Origin of the sequence: Paenibacillus psychroresistens (assembly GCF_009728935.1) — a bacterium.
GTDB classification, from domain to species: Bacteria; Bacillota; Bacilli; order Paenibacillales; family NBRC-103111; genus Paenibacillus_AC; species Paenibacillus_AC psychroresistens.
Window position 1 is genome coordinate 3,982,751 of sequence record NZ_CP034235.1, and the last position, 19,961, is coordinate 4,002,711.

The 19,961-nt window shown below is 39.8% G+C and carries 9 protein-coding genes; 2 read left to right on the plus strand and 7 right to left on the minus strand.

Annotated features, from left to right (window positions below; translation table 11 throughout):
• Positions 1-68 precede the first annotated feature (68 nt).
• From EHS13_RS18080 to EHS13_RS18090, 3 genes are all read right to left on the minus strand, one after another.
• The gene (locus EHS13_RS18080) at positions 69-2,018 is read right to left on the minus strand and encodes an ATP-dependent DNA helicase (RefSeq protein ID WP_155701705.1); all 1,950 of its coding nucleotides are present in this window, start codon (positions 2,016-2,018) and stop codon (positions 69-71) included.
• A gap of 111 nt (positions 2,019-2,129) precedes the next feature.
• Positions 2,130-4,868 carry an adenylate/guanylate cyclase domain-containing protein gene (locus EHS13_RS18085; protein ID WP_155701706.1) on the minus strand — a complete coding sequence of 913 codons (2,739 nt, stop codon included), beginning with the start codon at positions 4,866-4,868 and terminating at the stop codon, positions 2,130-2,132.
• Positions 4,869-4,883: 15 nt separating this feature from the next.
• Positions 4,884-8,453, minus strand: a complete 3,570-nt coding sequence (locus EHS13_RS18090) for a stalk domain-containing protein (RefSeq protein WP_155701707.1) — start codon at positions 8,451-8,453, stop codon at positions 4,884-4,886.
• A gap of 220 nt (positions 8,454-8,673) precedes the next feature.
• Here EHS13_RS18090 and EHS13_RS18095 point away from each other — a divergent pair, with 220 nt between their 5' ends.
• Positions 8,674-9,060, plus strand: coding sequence for a DUF4280 domain-containing protein (locus tag EHS13_RS18095; RefSeq protein WP_155701708.1), 387 nt, complete (start codon positions 8,674-8,676; stop codon positions 9,058-9,060).
• Between the two features lie 15 nt (positions 9,061-9,075).
• Entirely contained in the window at positions 9,076-10,695 is a 1,620-nt protein-coding gene (locus tag EHS13_RS18100; protein WP_155701709.1) for an MORN repeat-containing protein, read from the plus strand.
• A 67-nt stretch (positions 10,696-10,762) separates the two neighbouring features.
• On the opposite strand, the gene EHS13_RS18105 is transcribed toward EHS13_RS18100, so the two are convergent.
• The 4 genes from EHS13_RS18105 to EHS13_RS18120 are packed head-to-tail and all read right to left on the minus strand — an operon-like array spanning position 10,763 to position 19,956.
• Complete coding sequence (locus EHS13_RS18105; RefSeq protein WP_155701710.1) at positions 10,763-12,442, minus strand: hypothetical protein; 1,680 nt, start codon at positions 12,440-12,442, stop codon at positions 10,763-10,765.
• 29 nt (positions 12,443-12,471) lie between these two features.
• The gene (locus tag EHS13_RS18110; RefSeq protein WP_155701711.1) at positions 12,472-14,529 is read right to left on the minus strand and encodes a phage tail protein; all 2,058 of its coding nucleotides are present in this window, start codon (positions 14,527-14,529) and stop codon (positions 12,472-12,474) included.
• A gap of 23 nt (positions 14,530-14,552) precedes the next feature.
• On the minus strand, positions 14,553-16,823 hold the full coding sequence (locus EHS13_RS18115) for a putative baseplate assembly protein (protein ID WP_155701712.1): 2,271 nt from the start codon (positions 16,821-16,823) through the stop codon (positions 14,553-14,555).
• 31 nt (positions 16,824-16,854) lie between these two features.
• The gene (locus EHS13_RS18120; protein WP_155701713.1) at positions 16,855-19,956 is read right to left on the minus strand and encodes a baseplate J/gp47 family protein; all 3,102 of its coding nucleotides are present in this window, start codon (positions 19,954-19,956) and stop codon (positions 16,855-16,857) included.
• Between the last annotated feature and the right edge of the window lie 5 nt (positions 19,957-19,961).

Here is a 19,961-nt window from a genome sequence, read left to right on the forward strand (position 1 = left end):
TCTTATCTAAAAAAATGATTGGGTAGTTTAAACACAAAAACCGCTTTTTTACAGCGGCTTTTGTGAAATTAAAACGTTTCATTCCATTCGACACCATTAGGTAAAATTTCTTGGACCTTTTTACGAACTACTTCATTCTCGTATAACTCCAAACTTAGAATGGCTACAATACCACGATCATCCTTAGAACGAATAAGGCGCCCCATGCCCTGTCTAAGCCTTAGCAGCATATAGGGAAGATCCACTTCCTCAAAGGCGGATTGGGATGCTTTCCTTCTTGCTGAGAACACGGGATCATTCGGAGGAAACGGCAATGACCAAATGATTACATTCGATAAGGATGGCCCTGGAATATCCAGTCCTTCCCAAAGCGTTACTGCACATAGAACACTTTGTTCATCATTCTGGAAGGCTGAAATCAGATAGCTGATTTCCTGATCACCTTCAAAACCGAAGCGCATATCCTTGCAAGCATCGTATTGCAGAATATCTTGTTTGAATTGTCTCATTTCTTCTTTAGAAGGAAAGAGAATTAAAGCTCTACCTTCAGTCTCCTGTAATAAACGAACAACCAACTGCATTTTATCAGCAATAGTAAAATTCTCATTCAACCGTGGTGCAATGAATTTCATCTGGTTTTCATAATCATGTGGAGAAGGAACTGAGAAGGATAAATAGCTTTCAATGCCTAAATTATCAGCAACATAGTCAAAGGATCCATCAATAGAAAGCGTTGCGGAAGAAAATACAATCGGCATCTTCTGTGTGAAGACACGCTCGTTCAGTACTTCCTTAACTAGTCTTGGCATAATCACCAAGGTTAGCCCCACTGTATCTTCCATAACCCAAGCGATTAGCTGGTCGGATTGTTTAAATAACGCCAAAGCAAGCTGGATCATCTCCAAATGCTCTTCGACAATTTTCAGCTGGTACATATCTAAAGTATAAAGCTCACTTTCAAATACCAATTCATCTTCAATAGTTGCAATTAGATCACGGAAGCGATTAACCTCGCGGACTAATAGGGGATTATAATTGATTTCTTTGCGATCAGAGCCAATTACAGATTTGCTTTGTTTGCGTAATAGCTTAAATAAAGCTTCACTCTGTGAAATGGCTTCTTCAACAACCAGCGCAAAGGATTCACGCACTTCCCCTTTAAGCAATCGAATAATAATTTCTTCAAAAACCTCATGATTTAACTTATAGGTTAAGGCTTTTTGAGCTGCATTCTCCAACAAATGGCCTTCATCAAAAACGACTGCACAATGCTCAGGCAATAAAGGCAGCTGGCCTTCTCTTTTTCTACCTTCATAGGTCCAAACATGCTCCATATAGAAATCATGCGAGCAAATAATTAAATCTGCGGATTTACGATAATGCTCTCTCGATAAAGTCTGTCCACAACGATGGCGTTTATCACAAACAAAACAATCCTGGAAGGTATCCCAATTGATCTCTCTCCATTGTTCATCGTTTAAATGTGCATACTCTCTGCGATCCCCGTAAGGATAAAACGCTTGTAAGGCTTCATATTTCTCAACAAATTCAGGCAATTGACTATATATTTGCTGAAAAACTTGGGTCTCATCATTAGGGTTACGCACTTCACCTAGCTTTTTAACACATAAATATTGATCCTGAGATTTACCCAAGCGGGCATCAATGGTTAAATTTAAATGTTTGGCAAGCTTTGCAATATCACCTTCGGGCTTAACTAATTGTTCAATTAATGATTCGTCCGCACAAGCAATGATGGCTGGTTTCCGTGTGTGTCGCGCATAGAAAATCGAATAAAGTAAATAAACTAAGGTTTTACCGGTACCAACACCTGCCTCAGCAAAAATGGTTTTCTTATCGGCAAAAGCCCGTTCTAATTGAAAGGCCATATAAATTTGTTCATCACGTACTTCAAAGCCGACTTCCGGTAATACTTCATAGAATACATCTGCTATCCAATCACTTGCTTGTTGCACAAATGATTGTGAAGCGTCATAGGCAAAAGGATATCGTTTCACTAAAGATTGGCCCCCGATTTTTATATGATACAACGATAAATGGATGTGTAATTAGATTATGTCTTTATCATATCATACCAAACGCCCGATCTCCTAAAATATAGTCATGAGCTAAGAAACATTTAATGCCCCAATCCATTTCTCAGAAGCACCATTCTGATAACAATCATCCGCTAAATAGAAGTATAAACGAGCCGCTTTGTCCCAGCGATTCAGTTTGATTACCTCAAGGAATGCTTCGCGTGCATCATAAAAGCGTCCATTCTGGTAAGCTTCAACAGCGATTTCGAATGTAGCCTTAGTTTTGAGCTTAAGCTTACGCACATGTTCAGGATCTCCTTGAAATACATCGTAAAGATGTATCGGTTCATCTTTACCTTCGATATAAACCATTCCTAGGCTGCGGCTTTCATATTGCTTAGGCTCCGTTAGCACCTTATAAATTTCATCTGTAATAAGTATGGAAACACCCATAGAATTAGACATTTTCTCAAGTATTCCTGCAATATTGACATTATCAGAGATAACATTGCCTTCCATGCGCTTTTCTTCACCTATAATCCCTAGCATCAAAGGTCCGCGATGAATCCCAATACTGATGTCAATTGTTGAATAGCCTGAATTCAAGCGATGAGTATTATAGACATCAAGCATTTGTCTCATCTCAATAGCTGTATCCAGTGAATCCTCAGCACGATTAGGGAATAAAGCCATAATGCCAGCACCAAGATACTTGTTGATCATCCCTTCATTCTTCCTGACAATCGGTCCAAAACGGTTGAGAAAGGAGTTTATGAAGTTGAAATTTTCTTTAGGTGTTAAGTTCTTTGAGAATTCATAAAAGGACTGCATATTCAAGATAAGTATACCCATTTCCTGCTCTACTTGATCGCCAAGCTCCACATTCTGAATACTTTCTTTACCTAAATATTGGAGAAACTGCCGCGGAACAAAGCGGTTATTAGCTTCATTAAGCTTAGTAATATTCGATATGTACATCTGAATGCTTTGTGCCATGTGATTGAAGTTATCACCCAAATCAGCGACTTCATCACGAGATTGGATATTAACCACTGTATTCCAATTACCGCCTGCAATATCAACAACGCTGCGGCGCAAGGTGCGTATCGAAGATAATAAGTAGTAGCTAAGAAATAAGAATACAATAATAATAACAAGCGTTATCCCGAGTATGCCTTCTACAACTTTTAAGATTAGCTCTCGCTTATGACGATCAAAGGCATTCATATCACGGCCTATTTCATATATACCAATAATTTTACCTTGCGAGGTATATAAGGGACCAATGGCATATTTAAAAAATCCAGTCTCATCTCTAGATTCGCTTACAACAATTTGGCCTTCATTAATAACCTTTGAGTTATCCTCGTCAGAAGGGAATTTACGAAACATCGTCTCACTATCATCATCATCCATAACTCGATAAATTTGATTATTCTCGTATTTATATAAAGTACTATAGAGTCCATCCCTACCGGCTCCACCTGAAAAAACGGCATTTTTACTTGCCTTAATGGATACATAGTTCTCATTCATGTAATCCTTGGCGCTTGTAAGCTTTTCTAACTTATCTCCGTCAATGATATTCTGTCCGTTGTGGCTTAAGAGCTTTAAATTATTGCCAACCGTTACTAATAATTCTTTGGAGTAGCTCGAATAAATTAAAATCGATAACAGGATTAAAGAAGCTATTACAAGCGGGACGAAGACGATAATTTGTTTAAGTAATAATGAAATACGTCTATTCATAAAATGCACATAGTAATAACGTATACTCCAGAGAAGCAAAATGACTGCCGCTAAGACCTGCAACCAAAACAAATAACCTAATTGGATTAAATGCTTGGAAAAAGCAGCTTCATTTTCTTGTGATAATATCTGGTTAGTCCCATCAATCTTCGTAATTCTATCTGAACTAGCTAATAATAAATGACCATCCATTAAATTCGCAAGGTCTACTAAGTTCTCCGTGTCCGTATCATCAGGTGCTTTAGTATAAACCAATTCAATTTTAGCAGGCTCACTAACTGGGATTCGATAGACATCATTATTATCTGAATTTATAAAATAGAGGTTTTTATTATTATCGAGCGTAATCCGAATCGGTACAGACTTCATTGGGTTGTTATCACCTGACAGTGGGAAAAGCAGCTTTAAATCCCCTGTTTTGGATACTTCGTAAATTTTCCCTGTTTTTGTTGTTAAATAGATCTCACCAGGTTTACTACCAGTTATTTCGGATAAATATAAATCTTTAGGCAGGGTGAAGCTAAATGCCTTTACTGGTGTGGCTTCTTCATGATTGAGTTGATTTAATTGAATTTTTTTATCGATATATGTATAAAAGAATAGAGAATCTTCGTAGACCTGTAAAGAACGAATAGTACCTACTCGCAATAAATTGCTTTTATCATCAAAATCTTGATTATAGAGCAGCTTGTCAAATTTGCCATCCGGTTTATATCGTACAATTTGTTCGTTTTTGACGTATAAGCCAAAAGCATCTAATCCAGTCTGCAACGCATACAAATAACCTTTGGAATCAACCGCTAAATCATTGAAATTATTCAAGGAACCATCGGTACCGCGAACAAGATCAATCTGATATTGTAAGGTACCTGATGTATTGAGCATTAATATACTCTCTTTGGACTTAGTGATCATATATTCATGTCCATGACGATCTGAAATGACATTGAATAGATTCTCAAATGGCTTGGATTTTTGCAGGGGTGACTGTGAGAGGAAGCTGCGATTTTGAAAGATAGAATACCCTAACCCAGCTATTAAAATGGCAACAAAAAGCAGCAAAAACCCTTTTTTCTTCATAAACCCCTATCACTCCTATAGACCGGAAATTTCAATCGTTTGCGTTAAATCCTGCCATGCGATTGTTAAACCTAAGCTTTCAACAATGAAGCGTAAAGGGACAATTGTTCTATGCTCGAGTAATCGAGGTGGTTCTGTCAAGCGAACTTCATTACCGTTAACGGAAGCTATGGGATTATCAATTTGGCAAATAATCGTAGTTTGATCATTGGTAATCGTGACCGTTTGATCGGAATCGTCCCAAACAACGGTCGACTTAAAGGCTTCTGATAATGGGCGAACCGTGATATAGGTAGTCCCCTTAATTATAACTGGGGGCAATTCGAGCGGTATATTAATTCCTTGTGAAATCAGCTTTTCGACAGGCAAAACTTGGATTTGATTATTAGTTGCGGTTTGTATTTCTTTAGTTAATTGCGCTAATTTCTGTAGCTGCTCTTTGGAATATTTACTTTTTTCATTATCAACAATTTGGTTGGTTATTTTAATAATTTCAGCCTCAATCAAGGGATTAGCCTGCCCATTCGCTTTCAATTCGGCGAGTGAATCCTCGAGATTAGCTTTGTTAAGGAATAGCTCCGATTTTAATGCTAGCTGTAAAGCAATATCATTGCTAGCTTTTAACTTCTTTAATTCGTCAAAAGAGGCGGAATCTCCTTTTTTTACGGCTTCATCTGCTAATTTCTGCAAAGAAAGCTGGGCTGCTTCAAATACAGCGATCTGTTCTCCTAACCCGGAGTCAATGATGGCCTTATCCATCTCCAACTGCAGTGAGTTTAATTGCAGCTCTTGAACGGCAGATTTATCACTTTTTTGTTGAGCTTGTTTAATTTGCTCCTCTATTAGAGCTAGCTGTTTATCCAATTCTGCTAGCTTCGTTTCATCGGAAGCCACTGGAATTTCTACAACACCTTGCTTTGCTGCATTATCTTGGGCAACAATGATCTGAGCCTGCTCACTCTTTTCTTCTGCTGCAGTAATTTTTAAAGATAGCTCGTTTAATTGCTGCTGCAATTGTTTAGTTAATTCTTTTTTGCCTTGCTCATTGGCTTGCTTTAAGCTGTTTTGAAGATTAGTTTTCTCCGTTTGCAGATCAGCTAATGCTGCATCTGCAGCCTGACTTTGAGCTAAATTTGTTTTTGCTGCCTCGTCCATACTTTGCTGCAATTTCATTATTTGGGTGCTTGTCGAAGTAATGCTCAACTTAAGCTGCTCTGTTAACGTTGCATCACCGTTCGTCTGAGCTTGCTGTAAGTTAGCAGTTAGCTCTGCAAGCTCACTGTTTAAGTCAGCTTTTGCAGCTGCACTAGCTTCAGCAGTATTACTTGGAAGTGCTGATAGCGCAGCAGCTGGTGTGTTCATAATTGCCATTTGCTTGGCCGCTTCATCCGCATCGCCTTTTATTAATGCCTGCGTAAAGGCGATTTGTGCCTCGATTTCTTTCAATTGCAAGCTTAAACTGGCCGCTGTTTCAGCTTTGTTTGCTGCAATTGCCACAGTATTATCAACCTTCAGCTGTTGCTGCTCTTGAATTAATTCGGCTAAAGCGGATTGCAATTCCTCTGGTGTTTGTACACTTGCTATTTGTCCAACATCATTAATCACTACCGTAAATTTCAATTGTTCGATTTCACTAGCTTTTACTGGTTTTGCGCCAGTTGAAGTATTTATTGAATCCATATCAGTTACTTTGTCGATACCAATCCATGCGCCGCTTGAGAATTCCGATTTATAATACATGCCTTGTCCGGTTTTTTTCATAGTTTCTTGGGCAGCTAGCAAGCTTGCATTAGTTAGCTTTTCTAGATTAATTTTATAGGTCCCGATTAGGAGTGTTCCTGCTTCCTTATCTACTTTACTAGGCTTGATATCGGTCGCTTTGATCACTTTATCACCTTGCAGCAAATCACCTTTAGCACCTAGCCCGTCTATTAAAGCCGTTGCGATAATAGTATCTTTTTTATACAAAACAACCTTTAGTTTACTGGGATCATTAAACATAAAGCTTAAATGCCGAATTTTGCTAGTTAACTTCAGCTTCGAACCTATTAGTTGATTATCTGAGGTCAATAAGGCGTAATGTGTTGCTTTTAAATTCTTATCTACTTTAATTGAGAAATCTACAGTCAGGTTATCGGCAATAGTTTTAAGGCTCCAGCTTCCTATAACAGGATTAGCAACAGGAGGCACTTTATTCAAGGGATCCAACCCGCTGTCAATCGTTTTCCACGGAAGTATACCAGGAACAATATTGCGATCCAGCGCTCCACTTGTATCCAAATCTAGTTGAGTAAGCGCAGCTTGATAAGAGAGCTGGTTCGTCACGACATTATCATTAATCGTCTCAGTTGCTTCTTGCAGCTTAATGTATTCTTCTTTACTAAGAATGCCGGTTTTCAGCTTTTTATCTGCTGCTTTCATCGATAGTTTAACTTCCTCGGCAGCTTTCAATGCTTGAGCATAATTTTCTTCAGCTGTTTTAGTATCCAGATAAGTTTTTTTAATTTTCAGAATCAGGCTTTTACGTGTTTGGCTCTCTGTCGCTCTTGCCTTGTTCATGGCTAGTGTTGAGATGGGGAGTGAGTATTTAATATCATCAAAATAACGCAATCCATCATATTCGCCTTGCAGCATCGATTTAGGAATGGGCATTACAAATGGAGTTACCGGTATTGGAAAAAGAAAGTTGCCGCCCCATTGTTGTTTAACATCAACCAGTAATTGATCATAGTAGGTGGTTAGCAGCTCTGAATCAACGGTTTGAGCATTGTATAAGGAATTTAGCGGAACCATGACACCACTGCCAAATTTAGACGCATACAGGTTACGTGTACTATTAACCTTCTCTTCCGCTAGCTTACGAGAGCTTACATTCGTCAATAGCTCCATATCCGTTTTCTCTGCTAAATGAATCAGCTGCCAGATTAAGCTTTGACTGAGCTTGGCATAGGTTGGCTTAACTTCGAATATAAAATCATCCTGCTCGAGGTTTTGTCCAATTATCTCACCGAGCTCAATCTTGCTATTCTTATAATCCAATTGCATTAGCTTAAGCTCTGAGTTCGCCTGTTCGATTGCCTTTTCGGCTTCTTTAACATCGTCTTGGGTACCTATTCCAAATTTAAGCTTAGTTTGAGTATCCTTAAGTGCTTTGTTAGCAGCATCCAATTTCAGCTGAACTTTAGGGACAACTCGCATAGCTTGAAAGGTTTTGATATACAGCTTCGTTATATTAGCGGTAACTTGTCTCTGTTTATCTTCAACAGCGCTCATAGCAAGGCTGTATCCACCTCTAGCAGTTGGTATTTTCATCGCAAGATCAATATCCTTGCTCAAGCTATGCGGCTTAGCAACGGAGCTGGCGTCACGATCAGCTTGATCCTGAATGGCTTGCTGTGCTTGGGTTTGTTCATATTTTTTCTGATTAAGATTTTCTTGTAAGTCTTTCAAATCTTGATCCTGCTTTAATCCACGTTTAATAACATCCTCTAAAGAGAGAATCGAAGCTGCGTAAAGGTTTTTTTGAGGAATATGAGTTTGTAAAAGCAGCAGCAAGCAGCATAACAATCCAATTTTCTTAAGCATATGTATAGGTAATCTCCTTAAATAGGATGGGAGTAAGCTTGTTTCGATCTATTTTACCATTTAATGCCGCTAGATTCGACATTTTTCGAATAATTTGTTGTTGCCTTGAAAAGTTTTGTAGTATGATTGACAAGTACTGTTAATAGGGAATAGTTATGGCCCACGGTATAAGTGAAACTGATAATTAGACTATTTTCACCATATAAAGGAGATCGTACTTATGGGTCAAGTCGTATGCGGTGGTGCTCTGCTGAAATGCAGCTTTGGTGTCGCTCCAAGTTCTTTAATGGTTTTGCCGGCGAATCTAGTAACAACAGTCATGCCGATCGCTAATATAATGGACAATAAACCGCTGGTGAATATTCTCCCTTTTGGAATGTGCCAATCTCTGGCTAATCCAATGGTAGCGGCAGCAACTGCAGCTGCGTTAGGTGTATTGACACCAATGCCGTGCATTCCGGTAACGGCTGCACCTTGGGCGCCTGGCTGTCCAACCGTTCAAATCGGCAATATGCCTGCTTTAAACAATAGCTCCAAATTGATGTGCAACTGGGCTGGCGTCATACAGATCAATATGGCAGGACAAATGACCATTCAGGTGCCTTAAAAGGAGAGAATTGTTTTGGACAAATTATTAATTAAGTATTCAGAGAAATACATACTGCCCGTATTCAATCCGTTTATTTTAGCGTTCAAAAAATATGTTGCTCCTCAGCTTGGTTGGCTTAAAAAGCTTACAGATTTGCCAAAAGCATTACTTAAAACCATAACTGGCTGGGTAAAAGCTGTTCTAGAACCCAAAGATCTGAATTTAACCAACTATTACCGGGTAGGACGTTTTCTAGTTGCCAAAAGACTGCTTTTATTCATGCTGCTCCTCGTCTGCTTTCTTTTATATATCCTGTTCATCAAGCCCCCCTCCTTTGTTAATAGATGGTTTGACCGCTTCACTGTGATTCATGAAAAAGTCGGAAAAACCTACAATAATACGGGCAAAATCAAAGTTATCTCCTCACAGAAAACATTAAAATACCAAGGCGACTTGGTGGATGGCCTTTATAATGGGAATGGAACGTTATATAACAATGAAGGCGGTTTGTTGTATAAAGGCGAATTCAAAACCGGCGCTAAGAACGGAGCAGGCGAATTATATAATGACCAAGAGCAGATGATTTATAAAGGCACGTTTGTTGATGACGCATACTCCGGTCAAGGTGCCTCCTATGGAGAGAACGAACAGGTCTTATACGAAGGTGAATATAAGAATGGTAAACCTGATGGAACCGGTCGGGCTTATTATCCAGATGGAGCATTGTTATATGAAGGGCTATTTAGCAGTGGAATCTATAATGGTGCAGGAAAGCATTGGTCTGAGCTAGGCGTATTGCTTTATGATGGCAATTTTCAGAACGGTTTTTATTCGGGTGAAGGCACAGATTTCTACTCTAATAAACTAGCACGCTACAAAGGGCTTTTCCTTGATGGCAAATATAGCGGTGCTGGTCAGCTGATGAATGAGGACGGTACATTACAATACGAAGGCAACTTTAAAAATGGGATATTTTCAGGTGCTGGTGTTGAGCATTATGCAAGTGGTTTAGTAAAATACAAAGGCGATTTCCTCGTTGGCCAATATAGTGGTTTAGGCGAATCAATCAACGAAGCGGGTGTTACGCTTTATAAAGGCAGTTTTTTTGGCGGCAAATATAATGGTATCGGTGATAAAAGCAATGAAGAAGGCTTGTTGCTTTATAGCGGTCCTTTCAAAGAAGGGCTTTATCAAGGAATAGGCACTTTATTCGCAGCTGATGCAACGATATTATATAAAGGCTTTTTTGAGCAGGATCGGCTATTTCCACAAGGGTTTCTTGGGATTTCCCGGACGAAGCTGGAGGATATTCTAGATAAACCATCTGAAATCATTGTGAATGAAGATCCTAACTTTCCGGAATCGCTGATTTCAAATTATAATGACCAACAGCTATCTTTCATTCTCAAGCTTTCTGCTAGTAATCCTAAAGAAAGCTCTGTCAGCAAAATGATCATTACAAGTTCAAGCCTAGTAACGCTTTTTCACAATGAATTAAAGGAAGGTTATGTTAAAGGAGATTTAGAGGATGTGGGTTTAAAACGGCCGGTAGATGAACTGCTCTACTCCATAACCTACAAAATCGATAAGAACTTGTTCGCTTTCTTCTACAATAGCAAAGATAACAGCTTGAATCGCTTGGAAATAAGCTAAAGGCCACAACAAAAAAAGCCATCGATTGGCTTTTTTTTGTTTGTACTCTATTCAAATAAGTTAACAATCATGTACCCGATTCAGTACTTCCAGCAGCTTCTAGCAAACCGCTCTGGATCTCGTTTATAGCCTCTTCGGATGCAAGCCCCTCTTGTTCCTCGCTAAGCTGTTTGAAAGCCCACCAATGGACTCTGACGCTTGTAGATGATGTACTTCCCTGTGGCTTAACTCCAATGCGGAAGGTGCCCTTCTGCGGATACATTAACGTCCCTATGGCGATGTTGTTAATCTCGGATTCATATTGCGTATCTTTAAAAACATCATTATCGCCAAAATAAACCTGCTCACTGCGGTTCAACATCCCTGATATTGGATCTCCGCTTAGCTCTTCCATCCCTGTGACTACGAAGACTTGACCACTCCCTAGAAAATGATCAATTTCATCACTGAAAAAACTTTTTTCCGGCTTGGAGAATGGTTTAATTCCCTTAGATTTGACTGGGATATCAACGTAACCTTTCGTTACTTCATTGCTGATTTTTTGTGACTTGGGTAAGGATAACTTAAAATCAAACAATTGATTAGCTTCATTGTAATCAACTGAGAATTTAGGAGTTTCGTTGGCGTTTAACTCCACTGTTGTAGATTTAGCCCGGTAGCTGGCTTTTGTAGCTCCTGTGCTGCCACTGCCGCCAAACCCAGCTAATTGATTAAGTATAGTCGTATTATAGATATATTCTCCAAACGGAACGGGATCAATTTTCTCAATCATGTAAGTAGAGCCCATTTGCAATAAACAGATTTTAGCTAAATAGATGCAAGAATCGGACGTAAACTCCACTGCTTTATCTAGCGAACGATCATAATAATCAGCAAGTAAACGATCTTTTATCGCCCCCGTAATAATCTCAATGACATTGGTCGCTTCTTTACTTGTAATATGCAGTAATTTATCCCCAATGCTCAGTTTAGCGCTATCGCTTTTAAGCGTAATCTCTGATTTGGCTGGAAGATCGCTTGCTTTAATCGAGAAAGTCTTCTGATAAGCGGTTGTTTGTCCATCCAGAGGCTCGGAGAAGGCTAACACGTTGCTACTTGAATTTAAGCTGAAATGCTTCGTATCCAAAGCATATTCAAATTCTATTCTAGGAGTTTGAATCGTTTTTTCAATATGTAGGGTTAGCTCAAATATCTCACCAGGATTTACGTACCGTGGCGTTGATTGCCAAATGCGAACTTGAGAATCATCATAAATCAAACAAATGCTAGCAAATTGATTGCTATGCTCAAAAGCTGCTGGATCTGGCGCCTCTTCTTTAATAAATATTTTATAGCTTTCCATGACACGATTATATTCGCTTTGTTCCTCTGAGCTGGAAGAGTTATTGTTGACGGAATAAACCTGCTCCTTGCCCTTCTCATCGTATGAAATACACAAGTATACATTCTTAGCGTAGTCATTGTTCTTAAACCCATCAATCATCGAAAGCTTCATCTTAACAGGTGACGCTACAACAATTTCCCGGCCTAAGGTATCCAGAGCGACTCCAGTTTCCATGGAAATTTGTTTGTCGTCTACCCGAATGACTTGCAAGCCCGAAACAACGCCACTCCCGTAGATTAAGCGGTTTAGAAGTCGTCTTTTGTCGTTAAAATATTTTTGCTCTGACTCAAAATCACGAACGGTTAGCAGTTTGCCCTTGAAAAATAAATTTCGTTCAAACGGAAAATACCGCAAATTTTTCATAAATAAAGCCTCATTTCTCTCAAATGGTATTATTCTAGCTCAGAATCAAGTTCAATTCTTGTATGAAATCCAAGGCGGTGTTTATTCTCTTCATCTGTCAGAAGTGTATCAAAAGGCAAAGTCGAGTTTTGGTCCAAGCTTAGCCAGTTTGGCTCAGATAAATAAGTATTAATCCCAATGTAGCTATGTGTATCCATGTACATCCATGGCTGTAAAACGACTAGCTTAGCTTCAGTAAAGGCGGGCTTCTGCTCGTCTAATATTTTCTGAACGAACAAGCGTTGTTTTTCCGTTTCCATACAATGCTGCTGAACCAGAACACAGAATGTATATGGGCTTGCTCCATATAGCTGCGTGACGAGCGATTTAAGCTCAGGTTTCTCTAACATTTGTTTATACTGAAAATATTCGACAATAAGAGGCTTTTCACCTGTATAGATTTCGACCATTTTTTCAATGCCTTGTTTAGTACCGCGTTCCTGATATAATTCTGGCGATCGTCGAATCAATTCCTTGAGCTGCGATTCACTCCAAACCTCATCTGCATGAATGCCGACCCAGGTACCTAACCATTTTACAAATTCACCAGAGATCGTGTCCACATCATAATATTGGGAAACCTCACTAATCTCCTCTTCCATTTCATCAAAAAAAGTACCGAATAAGCTCAAGTAACGTTCCAAGAAGTATTGGCTTGTGGGATCTTCTTGATACACCGCAGGCAGGTAAGAAAGTAAAGAAGTTCTCGGGTAGTAAGCTCTTAATCTATGTAATAGCGGCGTCTTTTGCTCGCTCGCATGGAATTCTATTCTTAAACGTAAATATTGGCCCTTTGCTTCAAAAAACAAGGCATCCTTAGGGTTAACAATTGGGGTTGACCACATGGGAAAAGGATGATCCTTTAAGTCGGAGGCAAAATAGCTAATCCGAATTTGGGTTTCTTCTGGAATACTGGCTTCTACTTGAATTTTATGCCAAACCGTTTCTGTGGACTGGCTATCTATCTCAGGTGAGTAATAGATCGCTTGCAGCAAATGTGTATCCTCGTGCTCCATCGTCCGGTAATTGGGCTGTAAAATGGTCAGCATAGCCTCTTCATGATTAAGTAGATACATTTTATTATTGCGGTCTAAGAGCAATTTGTCTACTCTTCCGCGAAAACAGGCGATTTGTGCTGCTTTTATGCCATGGTCTGTGTATTTAATTACAAACCGTTCATCCTCTTCGAGTGATACATCCAAACTGCGGCGATTGCCCATATAGAGACTTCCATATGAATCTGCGGCTAAGCCCGAAAGCTCGATAAGAGAATCACTGGAGATTGGATACTGAAACTCTTCTGTGTCCGTAAAGGTGAATAGTTGATGGCTTATCGTATCCACAACAGCTATGCAATCATTAGGCAATAAGGTTAGGTTATAACGCTGCAGCATACTTTTTATTGGAATATCATTTGAAATCCGCAGTTCAACGCTTTCGTATATGCGTGTTACAGTACCTGCATCATTAATTCGAATAACACCTAATCGGCCATTCTCTGCTGCTTCCACTTCCCCATTATTCATCTGAAGATCAAGTGGCACTAAGGCAAAGGTATGATAAGCCTCATTAACTGCAAACGATAAGGGATAAAGTGTAAGTCCATTCCACTCATCCAGACTCCAGTAGGCCTGTCCGTTTGTTGCCGAATAAGCAGCTAATTTACGCTCGCCCAATGGATCAGCAAAATATAAAGTACTTTCACAAGCGGCTAGCTTGGCATTATTGCTAAATAATTCATGACCTGCTGTAAAAAGCAATTCTCGATTCTCATTCTGAAAATCATACATCCACAAATTAGTATGCTCATCCATCAAAAACAGCTTACCATTACGACCCACTGCAAAATCCTTGATCACGGGCGCACGATCTGCACCGTCTTCTGTGGTACGATTGAGAATTCGAAAAACATCAGCTAGTGGAATGATACGTTGAACGCCATATTTTTCAGTTTGGCTTACGGAAAGACCTTCATCTGAAATGTTTAAATTGGACGACTTGCCTTTTTCCCAGTCAGCTGGCTTATTGAATGAAAAATAGGGGTTCATAGCTTCACCTCATTTCCTGTTGCTTAGATGTCTAGCGGGCTTCTAATTTCGATTTGATGATCTCCAGAATAGACTAAAGCATGAGGCGGGATATGAATATCGCCATTGGCTTCTTTACGGATACCGGTGCCTTCTGCACTTAACCAAAGATCTTGAACATATTCAATGCCCTGAATACGATTAATCTCACCATAGATATCGCCTTTATAAACCGAGCGTCCAAACTCCCAGCCTGCTTTGTGATTGGAGTATTGGTCATAGTGGTCCAAGGGCTGAATAAATTCATTAAGTATGTTAATTATTCGATCAGCTTCATTCTGCAAATGTGCTTCTACGACAACTACCGCATGTACGGTTATTTTGATATATTCGGGTGCAATCACGTGAATCTCGGTTGTAATAAGTCGATGCCTGTCCAATTGGTAGCGAACTGTATTCAAAAATCCTTTACTGGGCATTGGCTTTTTGAATTCACTGTATGGCACCACTACAACGGTAATTTGCCCCGGCGCTTTCTGAATCGGGTAGTCCTTTAAGCCAAGCTTAAACAATGGGATAGCTTTCACTCTGGCAACTCTTAGTCCAGGTGTTGATTTGGCAATGTGTTCATAGTCTTCATTGGTGATAGCCCGATATGGATGATGCAGCTGTTTCTGCACTCGACGTTTAGCATCCTCTATGGTTTCTCGTTCTTTTCCTCCAGAAGCCACATGCATATTAGTTGCTTTGACGCCTTGAAACTCACTAGAGGGTGAAATCAGCTGCTGAATGAGATGCTTTTTGACATTCCCTCGTGTGCCTCCACCTAATTGGCAAGTAATCCAGCGGATATTATCCACTTCTTCCGAGAAGGCTGGAATTAGACCTTTTTCATTGTTGCCAAAAAAGATCTCCCCCGTCACTGCATCCACGACAAAATGGCGATCGGTTGAGGTCGATTGATCGAAATCTGCAACCTGATACCAATCCTGCCATACCACATCGCGTGAAGCGGCATCCCTTATAGATACCTGCAGCTGTAAGTTTGCTTTTAAAAGATTGGTGTAATGGGTTTCGAATTGTTGATTAGGCAGTCCATTGCTGCGACCTATATATCGTTTTTCAGCAAAATCCAATACATGAGCAATCAAACGAATCGAACGGGTACCTGCAGGCGGAATTGCACCATGAACGTCATCCCCAAAAGCAAGAACTGTCATTTTACTCTGCGGTTCTTTCATCCATTCGTAATGTCGATCATTAGCTTTACTTTCTGTTAATGAGGCAACCTCTCGCCAATCGACCCAATTTCCATTACCGTTATGGGTCTGCAAAGTGATATTTCCATAGAATGATAGATGGTCAGAATATTCTAGAATTAGATCAGCCTTTCCATCGCTATCGAAAAGATTGGCTTCACTTAAGGTCTCCTGCTGAACAACAGAAATTGTATTCAAACGAATATTATCAATTTTTGGGTAAACCTCGTAATTGTCTTCTTCTAATGTGCAGCAGATCCAATAACGTCCACGCTCATTAGCCGGATGGATGGTCATTGCTTTCATAGCTACTGGAAGCTTGAAGATCACACGTCCACTATGGGATAGATGCAGCGTTTCATCCTTAATAATTGGCAATGGCAGCCAGCCAGAAGCGGGATTAGCTGTATTCGGCTCAGCCCCATAGAATTTCCAGGAAACTTTGGCAGAAGGAGTGAAAAAGGATTCCGTATCGCTAGTGTTTAGGGACATTTTAACAGGATAATTGTCAAATAGCTTAACGGATAAACTAACTGCTTTACCAACGGGCAAAGCAGAATCAAAGCCAATATAAAGCCGACTTCCAACCTTAGTATCAGAGCCAAATGCATAGAAAGCTACACCTTCGTGATCGTTGGTTGAGGTCATATCGTTGCCTTCGACTTGAGATCGCACAATTACTTTATCGATTCTAGTTGGCAGCAGCAGTAAATCTTCTACGGTTTCAAAGGATTGTTCAGCAGCCAGCAGCTTAGTCCCTTTTGGAAGAATCAACTCGGTTTTAACGCCAGTAAAAGCAATTTCCGCCCGAGCGGAAACAGCGTCCTGCAATTGAATGCCTAGAAGCTTTAGAAACTTGAGTTCGTTTTTATGCGTGACCCGATTGAGGTAGTATTGCTGCATTTCCGTTAACCAGGCGAATAATTCGATAAAGGTTATGCCCGGATCATGCGCATTCTCATCTGTCCATTCTGGATAAAGCCTAGGAATGGATTTTCTAGCCTCGAGTACGATTTGTTCAAACATTTTGTCGTCTAAATTCGGCAAAGGCAGCATATTTCCAGCTCCATGACTCAACTTTTTCTATCTATAGTACATTCACCGTGATTTTATGGATTCCATTTACTAGAATACCATGTTGGATATGATCAAAAGCTTCCATACTGATTTCCGTGCGCTTTTCTTGCTCGATTTTATTAAGGGTCATCGATAATTGGGCGACATGATTTACGTTACTTATCGACTTAAGCAAAGCATAGAAGGTTGAGCTATGAATCCGTTGGCCAATGTCCCAGCCTTTACCATCATAATTACCGCGGAAAGGATCTAAAAAATCAGTCAGCTTGGCATTAGTATCCATTTCAGTAGGAATTATATCTTCTATTGAATTTACGACTAAATCTGCATAAATTGATATTTCGATATATGCAGGCTCAATCACTTGAATTTTCTCTGGAAAAGCAATCGAATTAGCAGCACGTTCCAAGAGGTATTGCTCGACACGACGTTTCAGGTTAGAGAATGCTAGTCCTGCGCTTCCACCCTTCGGTAGAACAACAACCGTTACACACCCGGCTTCCTTCACAGCGTTGGCATTTACATTCGATAGGCATTTCACTTTTGCTATATTCGAATCTGCTTGTCTTGCCAGCCATTCAAAGTCCTCAGCGGTCACAGCGCGATTACGATGCTTGATTAGCTGTGGACCTCTCCGTAAGGCTTCGCCTAGTGTTTCCATGTCACAGCCGCCACCAGAGGGCTCAGGATTGTCGATGGATTGAATAAAGGCGATTGAATTCTGCAGGCTTTGGATTTGATGAGCGGCTATATTGCCTTTTTTTCCTCCGCCAATTTTATAATTGACTTTAATTTTATCTCTTCCGGGATTAGGGGGAACTTTACCGTGCTTCCCGTCTCCAAATCGGATTTTTCCAGATGAACGATGGGTAATATAATGGCGATCATTGGACTCTGATTCATAGAAATTCTCTACTCTCAGCCACTTGACCCAGCTTTTCTGAATATGGCCTTCAGAATCACGTATGATTTCAAGCGAATGCACGGGATCATCTTGAAAAGCAAGAATATCCTCCTCGCCAAAATGGCTGGTTTCGTCTACCCATACGGCTTCACTAACAACCGGATAACGGGATAGTACATATTCCTCTTTGCCTGCTTCACCTATTGGATCAGGAAGCTCATTTTCGATACTCTCTTGTTGAATCACTAAAGTTGTATTTAAATAAATTCCTTTTACGGCTGGGATAGGCTGCAATTCATTATTCCGATCAAACTTTCCATCACGATTAACAGCGCGAATCCAATACTGGGTCTTGCCAAACAACGAAGCATTAGCAAAATCTAGCGGACCAGCAAATTTAATCGTACCGCTGCGGATGAACTGATCGGTTTTATCGGCAACCTTAAGCGGCGCCCACTCCAATTTAGTGCCTCTTAAGCTTAAATATTCCCACTCAATCAAGGGAACCTGATCTTCCGTATAGGCTTGTGGTACTAAGGAGAAAAAGATGCTTATCGGCCCTTTTGCAGGCTTAGAAGCAAACCCCATATAGAAGCCAGGAAATTTGCTTTCTAGACTAAAGAACGGTTTAAAGCTTTTTTTACTCGTTTGTTCAGAGCTAAGCCAGCTCTTGCTCTCTAGGTTATTCGTCGCAAATATATTCATAAACTCATGTTGTGCAGCACCATATTCATATTGCAAAGAGATATTCTCAACCCATGGTGTTAAATAGATTGAATTAGCAGAATACATATCCTCAATAGTCAGAATCCGCGCCCGAATCCAGTAATTATATTGGGCATTAACAAAGGTTTGCTCCAGATCAGATGGGCATTTGAATTTCAATGAATGGAACTTAATTTCTTCACCTGGCTTGTAGAAGATCTCATCATATTGTTTATTGGAGAATAGTAAAACCCAGCCATTTCCATTCCAATACTCCCAAACGACTTTCAGCACAGAAATATAAGTAACCTCTGGTTGCTTTAGCTTAGATTCTTTCATAATCAGCTTCCAGTCTACCTCTTGAGTAATCTCAGGGTAGATACGATTTAAAACATTTTTTAAGGAGAATTGCAAATGGATCTGCGCTGCTTTTTTACTGAAAACCTCTTGGCTTGAAATGAAAAAAGTACTGTTAGGCAGAAACTGTTCACCGAATGGAAACATCCCTACATTCTCCAGTTGCAGATCATTGCTAAAAATTAGATCCGGTGCAATCCCACCTTGCTGTAAATGATCATAATAATCGGCTTTAACTTGAATCCCATCGATAACGATATCACCATTTTTCAGAGTGATTTCCTCTAACATCCTTGGTTTGACTTTGCCTTGCAGCCAACGATTTGTTTTACCTTCCAGCTCCAGCTCTACAATCTCATGCTGATTGTTTTTAATTAGGATTAAGCGATTGGATTCAACCTTAACTTCGTCAAATGGAATCCAGCCTTCTAACCCGCTAAATGACCATTCTATATTTTGATTATTCGCTAATTTTCCACATAAGGTTTGTTCCATGAATTTCTGTAAGGAATGGGTAATTGTGATTTCAATTCGTGCGCTTTGTTTAATATTAAACAAATAATCATGACCTAAGTACCAGCTATGCTGCTGCAAATTCTCACCTTGCTCATAATTATACAAAGCAATCGGAAATAAACTGTCGTCTTTGCGGTCTTCATTAAAGGAATCGGAAATTTGAATGATTTTATCTTGTTTAGTACTAACCTTATAAATAGAACTAAGTACTGCAGGAGTAACTAACATGCTTTTCTCGGTTTCAAAAATTAGATCATCCTTGCCATCGGTTGATTTGCCTGTTACTTGAGTTCCGGCAGGTAAATAAACCGCTTCTTGGGCACCCAAGCTTAAATTAAACGTTACATAAGATGATGCTGGCTTAGCTGTTAAAATCGATACATCCAGCAAATTAAGAAAGGCAATAAAATTCTTAACTGGCGTACGATTCAAGCGTTTGATATTCTCCATAAACATCTCAGAGAAAATCGAGAATAAAGCTGTACCTGGGTCTGGATCCTCTGGTGTGAATCTCCATTCTGGTGTGTAATAAGGCACCATTTCACTCATTTTTTGAATTAGAGCTTGCATATCTCTAGTATCAATCATTGGCGGAAGCATAAATTCACCTCCATTCTTCGCCTTCATCATCGCAT

What these genes read in the sequence shown, in the direction of transcription:
- EHS13_RS18085 (WP_155701706.1), bottom strand. Translation starts at nt 4,868, where the DNA reads ATGAAGAAAAAAGGGTTTTTGCTGCTTTTTGTTGCCATTTTAATAGCT.
- EHS13_RS18090 (WP_155701707.1), bottom strand. Translation starts at nt 8,453, where the DNA reads ATGCTTAAGAAAATTGGATTGTTATGCTGCTTGCTGCTGCTTTTACAA.
- EHS13_RS18095 (WP_155701708.1), top strand. Translation starts at nt 8,674, where the DNA reads ATGGGTCAAGTCGTATGCGGTGGTGCTCTGCTGAAATGCAGCTTTGGT.
- EHS13_RS18105 (WP_155701710.1), bottom strand. Translation starts at nt 12,442, where the DNA reads ATGAAAAATTTGCGGTATTTTCCGTTTGAACGAAATTTATTTTTCAAG.
- EHS13_RS18110 (WP_155701711.1), bottom strand. Translation starts at nt 14,529, where the DNA reads ATGAACCCCTATTTTTCATTCAATAAGCCAGCTGACTGGGAAAAAGGC.
- EHS13_RS18115 (WP_155701712.1), bottom strand. Translation starts at nt 16,823, where the DNA reads ATGCTGCCTTTGCCGAATTTAGACGACAAAATGTTTGAACAAATCGTA.
- EHS13_RS18120 (WP_155701713.1), bottom strand. Translation starts at nt 19,956, where the DNA reads ATGATGAAGGCGAAGAATGGAGGTGAATTTATGCTTCCGCCAATGATT.